Below are 7,793 nucleotides of genomic sequence, written 5' to 3' on the forward strand. Positions count from 1 at the left end.
AAAGCTCCATCAAATTCAAGTGAGTCGGGGTGCGCAGCAGCCCCGCCGCGGCCGACAGGCACACGGCATCTTCAGTGCCGGTTGGCCACCGACACGGGCCGGGCCGCAGCGACCCGCCTGGGTTTCCAGGCCGGCCCCAGCAAGCGCATGCCAGGCACCCGCTTGACCGCCACCACAAAGTACACCGCGCCAAAAATGGGCCACCAGCGGGCACCCGCGCGGTCCATCCAGGCCATGCGCTCCAGCCATTTGTCGGTTTTCACCGCCGGACGGTAGCAGCCATAGCGGTCCGACTCTACTTCAAATCCCAGCAGCTGCAGCCAGTCGCGCAAGCGCCACGGACCGATGAAATCACCGGCTTCGGGCAAATACAGCGGAGGACTGCTCAGGGACGGCAAACCCAGTCGCGCGCCCAGACGACCACGCCCTTGGCGCAGGCCCCACAAACTGGCGGGGTTGAGGCCCGAAATCAAGACACGGCCTTCGGGCACCAGCACGCGCTCCACCTCGCGCAGCACGTGGTGCGGATCGGCGCTGAGTTCCAGCGTGTGGGGCAAGACCACCAGATCCAGACTGGCGGCCGGAAACGGCAGCGCAGCCGCATCGGTGATCAAGGCCACGCGGGCCCGCCCCGGATCGGCAGGGCGTGGCACGGCCTGGTGCCCGCCACCCGCAACGCCGGTGGTCGCACCGGGCTTGGCCGGGCGCAGCGCGTCCAGCTCGGCGGCGTCGTGCAAGGCCAGCCAGCGGTGGGGCATGCGGTTGGAGGCCAAGGTGTCCACCTCGGGCAAGCCCAGTTGCAAGGCGTTGTAGCCAAACAGATCGGACACGGCCAGGTCGAACTGGGTCTTCTCCCAGCCCAGCAAATACCGTCCCGGTGGCGTATGGAACCAGTCGGTCAAGGCGCTGCCGGCGGCTTCGGTGGTGGTGTCTGAATTCAACGCATGCCTGTTCGGTGATGAAACCCATGGGTGGCAAGCCACCCGGCCAAGACTTGCATGGTAGCCGCTGCACACAAATGGCTGCCCTCAGCGCGCGCTGGCACTGCGATAATTGCACCACCCCCCGAATACCTGCTCGCGCGACACCCGCCACGCATGGAAAGAGAGATCCCGATTGCCTCACATGACCCTGACCCCTCTGCCCGCCTTCGACGACAACTACATCTGGATGTTGCACGACGACCAGAACGCGCTGGTGGTAGACCCGGGTGATGCCACGGTGGTCCAAAACGCCCTGGCGCAAAAAGGCCTGCGGCTGGACACGATTCTGATCACCCACCACCACGCCGATCACACCGGCGGGGTGGCCGCCCTGCGCGAACGCACCGGCGTCCGGGTGTTCGGCCCGGCCAGCGAACCCATGCCCGAGCCCTTGCAGCGCTTGAGCGCGGGCGACGAAGTGCAAGCCATGGGCTTGCGGTTTCAGGTGCTCGAAGTGCCCGGGCACACCGCAGGCCACATCGCCTTTTATGCGCCGGAGTGGCAAGGCAAACCCTTGCTCTTTTGCGGCGACACGCCGTTCTCGGGCGGATGTGGCCGCTTGTTTGAGGGCACGCCGGCCCAGATGCACGACTCGCTGACCCAGCTCGCCGCACTGCCAGACAACACCCGCGTGTGTTGCACCCACGAATACACCCTGGCCAACCTGCGTTTTGCACAGACGGTGGAACCGGGCAACACCGACCTGACTCAGTACACCCACCACTGCCAGCAATTGCGCCAGCAGAACCAGCCGACCTTGCCCAGCTCAATCGGGCTTGAAAAGCAGATCAATCCCTTTTTGCGCACGCAAGTGCCCGCCGTCGTGCAAACCGCCTTGGGCCGCGAGCCCAGCCAAAGCAGCGATGCCGTGCACATCTTCGCCACCTTGCGCGAATGGAAGAACCAATTCAGATGACCGACCGAAGCACCCCGATGAACCGCCATCTGACACCCGAAAACACCGATCCACACCGCGCCCGGCGCAACGGGCCGCTGACCGCCAGCTTCGCCGCGCTCTTGGTCGCGCTCAGCGGCTGTGCCAGCGTGAACCTGGAAACGGCTCAGAGCCCCTCACAGACGACGACCATCCACGCGGAACCGGCGACCACCACCACCGTTCGCAGCGTGCGCCCCAGCGGACCGCTGACCGCCATTGCCACGCAAGACACCAGCGTGGCACCGGTGGCGCTGCTGGCCACGCCCAGCGACATTTGGGACCGGATCCGGCGCGGATTCTCCATGCCCGATCTCAACAACGATCTGGTGCGCGACCGCGAACAGTGGTATTCCAGCCGCCCCGACTACATCCAGCGCATGACGGAGCGCTCGGGCAAATACCTGTTCCACATCGTCGAAGAAATCGAACGGCGCAACATGCCGACCGAACTGGCCCTGCTGCCCTTCATCGAAAGCGCGTTCAACCCGCAGGCGGTCTCCAGCGCCAAGGCGGCCGGCATGTGGCAGTTCATGCCGGCCACCGGTGAGTCCTTCGACCTGAAGCAGAACGTGTTCCGCGACGACCGCCGCGATGTGCTGGCCTCCACCAAGGCGGCACTCGACTATCTGCAACAGCTGCACGACCGCTTCGGCGACTGGCATCTGGCGCTGGCCGCCTACAACTGGGGCCAGGGCAACGTCAACCGCGCCATCACCCGCAACCAGCGCGAAGGCCTGGCCACCGGCTACACCGACCTGAGCATGCCGGCGGAAACCCGCCTGTACGTGCCCAAGCTGCAAGCGGTGAAGAACATCCTGTCCCGGCCCGAGAACTTCAACGCGCCCTTGCCGGTGATCGGCAACCACCCGTTCTTTGAAACGGTGAGCATCGACCGCGACATCGATGTCTCGGTGATCGCGCGGCTGGCCAACATGAGCGAGAAAGACTTTCGGGCGCTCAACCCTTCGCTGAAACAACCGCTGGTGATGGCCGCTGGCATGCCCAACATTTTGTTGCCCTGGGAGAGTGCGACCACATTCACCGAAAACCTGAACCGCTACGACGGTCCGCTGGCGAGCTGGACCGTCTGGGTCGTGCCCACCACCATGAGCGCCGCGCAGGTGGCCGAGCGCGTGAACATGGACGAAGGCGAGCTGCGCAGCATCAACAACATACCGCCACGCATGCTGGTGCGCGCGGGCTCCAGCCTGCTGGTGCCGCGCGGTGGCAAGCGCAACAACGACGTGCCCGAAACCGTGGCCGACAACGGCCATCTCAGCCTGCAGCCCGACATCGTTCTGAAGCGCGTGCGCGTGCGCGCACGCAAGGGCGAAGACATTGCCCAATTGGCCCAGCGCTACGGCTTGAGCCCCACCAGCGTGGCGGGCTGGAACAAGGCCAGCGTGAACACGCGTTTGAAGACCGGGCAAAGGGTGGTCGTGATGCTGCCGCAAAAAGCCTCGGCCCGCATGGCCAGCGGCAGCAGCAGCAAAGTGGCCGTGGGCAGCAAACGCAGCAAGGCCACCAGCAGCAAGAAGACCGTGCGCACCGCCAAGAAGGCACCGAGCAAGAGCAAGGCCACGGCCAAAACCAAAAGCACGACCAAGCTGGCCGACATCAGCAAGGTCAAGAAGCGTCCCTGAACCCCCGACGCACCTGCCGTCCTTCGCGTTGCGTCAGGCCTTGTACAGCGCCTTGGCCTTGCGCGCAAATTCGTTGGTGAAGGTCTGCGCAAGATCGACCCGCTGGAGTTGCGCGCCGTCGTCGAAGCGGGCCAGCACACGGGCCAGGGTTTGCGGGCCGTCTTCGGGCATCAGGCCGTCGGGCGCCCACGCTTCGCGGGCACGGCTGAACGCCGCCAGATAAATCCCCCGGTCGCCTTGAAAATAGCTCTCAGGCACCGCCTTGCTGATGTCGGACGGGCCTGCGGTCTGCAACCACTTCAAGGCGTGGACCATGGCGTTGGTCACGGCCTGCACCGCCTGGGGCTGGGCTTTGACAAAACCCATGGGCGCACTCAGGCACCCCTCGGGCATGGCGCCACCGAACACCTCGGCGCTGCCACGCACGGTGCGGGCGTCCGCCACCACCCGCAGGTCGCCGTCCCGCTCCAGCAAGGTCATGACCGGGTCGCCGTAACACAGCGCATCCACATCGCCCGATTGAAATGCATCCACCGCTTGCTGGGCCTCGGGCAGCGCCACAAACTGCACGTCGCGGGCCTGCAGACCCACGCTTTCGACCACGATCTGTGCCATGCGGTGTGTGGCCGAACCCATGGCCACCACCCCCATTCGTTTACCGCGCAGTTCGCTCAGGTGCCGGAAGTGACCCATGGTGCGCAGCGACACACCCAGCACGATTTGTGGCGCACGGCCCTGCAACACGAAGGCGGGGAACTGCTGCCCACGGGCATGCAACAGCAAGGAACTGCTGTACGGTCCGCAGAACACCTGGGCGGCACCCGACAACACCGCTTGCAGGCTCAGATTCAGATCGGCGTATTCGCGGACACGAACATCCAGTTGCTCTTGCGCGAAATAGCCCAGGCGCTCGGCAATGGTCAATGGCAGATTGGAAAAAGCCGTCTTGTCGTACACGGCCACCGTCGTCGGGCCGGCCGTCGGCAGGAGCTTGGCGGGCGCCTTGTTCTGCGCATTCACCCAGGGCAGGCCCGCACTCAACAGCGCCGACGCACACACACGCCCCAAACCCCGACGACTCCACATGCCACATCCTCTCTTCGACACCTGTCCTTATGAAGTTCAAGGCTACGAGAGAGAGGCGGCGTCCGCATCGGGGCGAATCCCGAGCGGGTTTGTACCGAGCCGAAACGCAAGCAAAGGTAACGGGGGCGATGGCCTCTGAGCCAGACCGCTCAGGTAAACAGAATCGCGATGTTGACCGCGAAGGCCAGCGCCCAGACCGCGCTGCGAGCACGGGCCATATCGGCCACGTACAGCAAGATGTACAGCAGGCGCAGCACCACAAAAATGAAGGCCAGCACATCCAGCCGCGTCTGGAAGGCGCCCAGTTGGTGGGCGATGATCACCGCGCCCATGAACAGCGGCAACGCCTCGAAGCTGTTGGCTTGCGCTGCGTTGGCCCGGGCGCGCCAGTCTTTTTGACCGGCCAACCAGGCGCGCGGGTTGTGGTTGTCGTAACCGCCCTCGCGGCGTGCTTTGGAGAACATGCCCCACTTGGCCAGGCCCGCACACATGATGGGCAACAAGGCCACCACCAGAACCGCCCAATAGGCCACCGTCAATCCTGCGATTTTCATACGCGTCTTTCGCTACAAAAAAGCCATCAGCGCCGGTCCACCAGCGCATGGGCGATCGTGCCCAGATCCACATACTCCAGCTCACTGCCCACCGGCACGCCCCGCGCCAGCCGCGTGACCTGCACGCCACTGCCCTTGAGCGCCTGTGCGATCACGTGGGCGGTGGTTTCGCCTTCGGCCGTGAAGTTGGTGGCCAGAATGACTTCCTTCACCTCGGGTACCGCATCGTCCGCGCCCTGCGCAGGCGCGCGGATGCGGTCGAACAGCTTTTGCAAACCGATGTCGTGGGGACCCACATCGTCCAGTGGGCTGAGCTTGCCCATCAAGACAAAGTACAGACCCTTGTAGGCGCCCGTGCGCTCCATCGCGGCCTGGTCGGCGGGATTCTCCACCACGCACAGCTGGCTGCGGTCGCGGCGCGCATCGCTGCAGGTGGTGCAGATATCGTGCTCGGTGAAGGTGTGGCACAGCACACAATGCTGCACCTGTTCCGTGGCCAGTTGCAAAGCCTTGGCCAACTGCAAGGCGCCTGGCCTGTCGTGTTGCAGCAAGTGGAAAGCCATGCGCTGGGCCGACTTCACACCCACGCCGGGCAGGCGACGCAATGCCTGCACCAGCAAATCGAGCGATTGGTTTTCAGCCATGTATAGGGCAGATGGGCCAAGACATCAGCGACCTTGCGCGGCCAGTAGCCACCCCGAACACCGGAGCGGCTCCCAAGCCCGCGCAAGCGCGTATGAAGCCGATTCGGCAGTCCTTAAAAAGGAAACTTCATGCCGCCTGGCAAGCCGGGCATGCCCGCGGTGAGTTTGCCCATTTTTTCCTGGGAAACTTCTTCCGCCTTGCGAACCGCCGCGTTGAACGCAGCCGCCACCAGGTCTTCCAGCATGTCCTTGTCGTCGGCCAGCAAGCTGGGGTCTATGGTCACGCGCTTGACATCGTGCTTGCAGGTCATCAGCACCGTCACCAGGCCAGCGCCCGACTCGCCGGTGACTTCCAGGCTGCCCAGTTCGTCCTGGGCCTTTTTCATGTTGTCCTGCATGGCCTGCGCCTGCTTCATGAGGCCTGCGAGTTGTCCTTTGTTGAACATGGTTTTCCTAGTCTTTGAATAAAAATTGAAACAGCGCTCAGGCGTCCACCGCCTTGAGCGATCCGGGTACGATTTTGCCGCCAAAGTCGCGCATCATGCTTTGCACGAAAGGATCGTCCAGTATCTGGGCCTCGGCCGCACGCAAGCGGCGCGCCGCCTCCGCGCTTTGCCGCAAGGCCGGAGAGTCCACCACGGCACCGATCTCCACCGCCAGCCGCACCTCGTGCCCCAGGGTCGCGAGCGCCGCCGCCAGGCGTTCGCGGCTATTGCCCTGGTTGAGCGTTTCGCGCTCGATGCGCAACAGCCACTGGCCTTCGTCGCGTGCCACCAGTTGCGATTGCAAGCCCAGTTCGCGCACCAGCGCCGCGATGGTTTCCGCGCGCACCAGCTGCATCACGGTTTCGTGCCAGAACGCCCCCTCCTCGGTACCCTGCTCCGGCGTGAACACCGTTGCAGGCGCCACGGCACCCCGTGGTCTGGGCTGGTCACGCACACCGGGTTCACCGGGGTCGCGCACAGGCACCGACACCACACGGCGCGACGCGGGCAGCTCGGCTGCGACCTCAGGCTCGGGCTCGAAATGCTCATCGGCCAAGGCCGCACCGACTTCGGGTGCTTCGTCGGCCTCCCAAGGCGGTGGCTCATGGGGTCTGGATGGACGCACCACGGCGGGCGCGGGTGCTTGCGCCCTGGGCACAACTGGTTGCCCATGAACGGGCCCACTGTCGCGCGCAGCCACGCGGGGCTCGGCCATGGGCGCTGGTACCTCTGCACGAACGGGTGTCGCCAGCGGAGGTGGTGGCGCCGCAACCTGTTCAGGCGGCGCTAAGTTCAGAGTTTTTTTTTCAGCCGCTGCGGCGTGGGCCACGGTTTGCGAGACGCTTGTCGGCTTGAACGCCAACAAGCGCAACAGCACCATGTTCAAAGCCGCGTATTCGTCGGGCGCCAGACCCAGCTCGGCACGCCCATGCAAGCACAGGCTGTACAACAACTGGGTTTCGTCCGCTGGCAGGCTTTGCGCCAGACGCACCACATCGGCCGCATCCGGGTCGTCCAAGTCTTGCACCAGCGCGCGCGCGGGCACCGCCTGAAAAACCGCCATGCGCTGCAACACGCCGGTCATTTCGTCCAGCGTGGACGCCGCGTTCAAGCCGTTCAGCCGCAAGCTGTCGACCGTGTCCACCACCGAAGCGCCATCGGCGCGGGCCAGGGCATCGATCAGGCGCAGCACGTAAGAGCGGTCCACCGCACCCAGCATCTGCCGCACCGAGGCTTCCTGCAATTGGCCGCCACCGAAGGCAATCGCCTGGTCGGTGAGCGAGAGCGCGTCGCGCATGGAGCCGCGCGCCGCCCGCGAGAGCAGGCGCAGCGCCTGCTTGTCGGCCGCCACGTCTTCGGCCTTCAGCACCTGCTCCAGGTGCTCCTGCATGGTCTCTGGTGCCATCGGCCTCAGATTGAATTGCAGGCAGCGCGAAAGCACTGTGACCGGCACTTTTTGCG

8 protein-coding genes are annotated in these 7,793 nt (G+C 64.9%); 2 read left to right on the forward strand and 6 right to left on the reverse strand.

Annotation, left to right across the window (positions count from 1 at the left end):
• Positions 1-71 precede the first annotated feature (71 nt).
• A complete protein-coding gene (locus ABYB95_RS12435; protein WP_372658879.1) occupies positions 72-902 on the reverse strand; it encodes a class I SAM-dependent methyltransferase in 831 nt (276 codons plus the stop codon).
• Positions 903-1,125: 223 nt separating this feature from the next.
• On the opposite strand from ABYB95_RS12435, the gene gloB reads away from it, so the two are divergent.
• Together gloB and ABYB95_RS12445 are read left to right on the forward strand one after the other, a co-directional pair.
• Positions 1,126-1,899, forward strand: a complete 774-nt coding sequence (gloB, locus tag ABYB95_RS12440; protein ID WP_372658871.1) for a hydroxyacylglutathione hydrolase — start codon at positions 1,126-1,128, stop codon at positions 1,897-1,899.
• A 17-nt stretch (positions 1,900-1,916) separates the two neighbouring features.
• Positions 1,917-3,563 carry a transglycosylase SLT domain-containing protein gene (locus ABYB95_RS12445; protein WP_372658872.1) on the forward strand — a complete coding sequence of 549 codons (1,647 nt, stop codon included), beginning with the start codon at positions 1,917-1,919 and terminating at the stop codon, positions 3,561-3,563.
• Between the two features lie 33 nt (positions 3,564-3,596).
• Here ABYB95_RS12445 and ABYB95_RS12450 read toward each other — a convergent pair whose 3' ends face one another.
• From ABYB95_RS12450 to ABYB95_RS12470, 5 genes are all read right to left on the reverse strand, one after another.
• A complete protein-coding gene (locus ABYB95_RS12450) occupies positions 3,597-4,649 on the reverse strand; it encodes an ABC transporter substrate-binding protein (protein WP_372658873.1) in 1,053 nt (350 codons plus the stop codon).
• Positions 4,650-4,798: 149 nt separating this feature from the next.
• Positions 4,799-5,203: an MAPEG family protein gene (locus ABYB95_RS12455; protein ID WP_372658874.1), complete on the reverse strand. Its 405-nt coding sequence runs from the start codon at positions 5,201-5,203 to the stop codon at positions 4,799-4,801.
• Positions 5,204-5,229: 26 nt separating this feature from the next.
• Positions 5,230-5,847: a recombination mediator RecR gene (gene recR / locus ABYB95_RS12460; protein ID WP_372658875.1), complete on the reverse strand. Its 618-nt coding sequence runs from the start codon at positions 5,845-5,847 to the stop codon at positions 5,230-5,232.
• Positions 5,848-5,960: 113 nt separating this feature from the next.
• Positions 5,961-6,293 carry a YbaB/EbfC family nucleoid-associated protein gene (locus tag ABYB95_RS12465; protein WP_372658876.1) on the reverse strand — a complete coding sequence of 111 codons (333 nt, stop codon included), beginning with the start codon at positions 6,291-6,293 and terminating at the stop codon, positions 5,961-5,963.
• Positions 6,294-6,330: 37 nt separating this feature from the next.
• Positions 6,331-7,793: DNA polymerase III subunit gamma/tau C-terminal domain-containing protein (locus tag ABYB95_RS12470; protein WP_372658878.1), on the reverse strand; the 1,463-nt coding region annotated here is incomplete at its 5' end.

The organism is Hydrogenophaga sp. (genome assembly GCF_041633695.1).
GTDB lineage: Bacteria > Pseudomonadota > Gammaproteobacteria > Burkholderiales > Burkholderiaceae_C > Hydrogenophaga.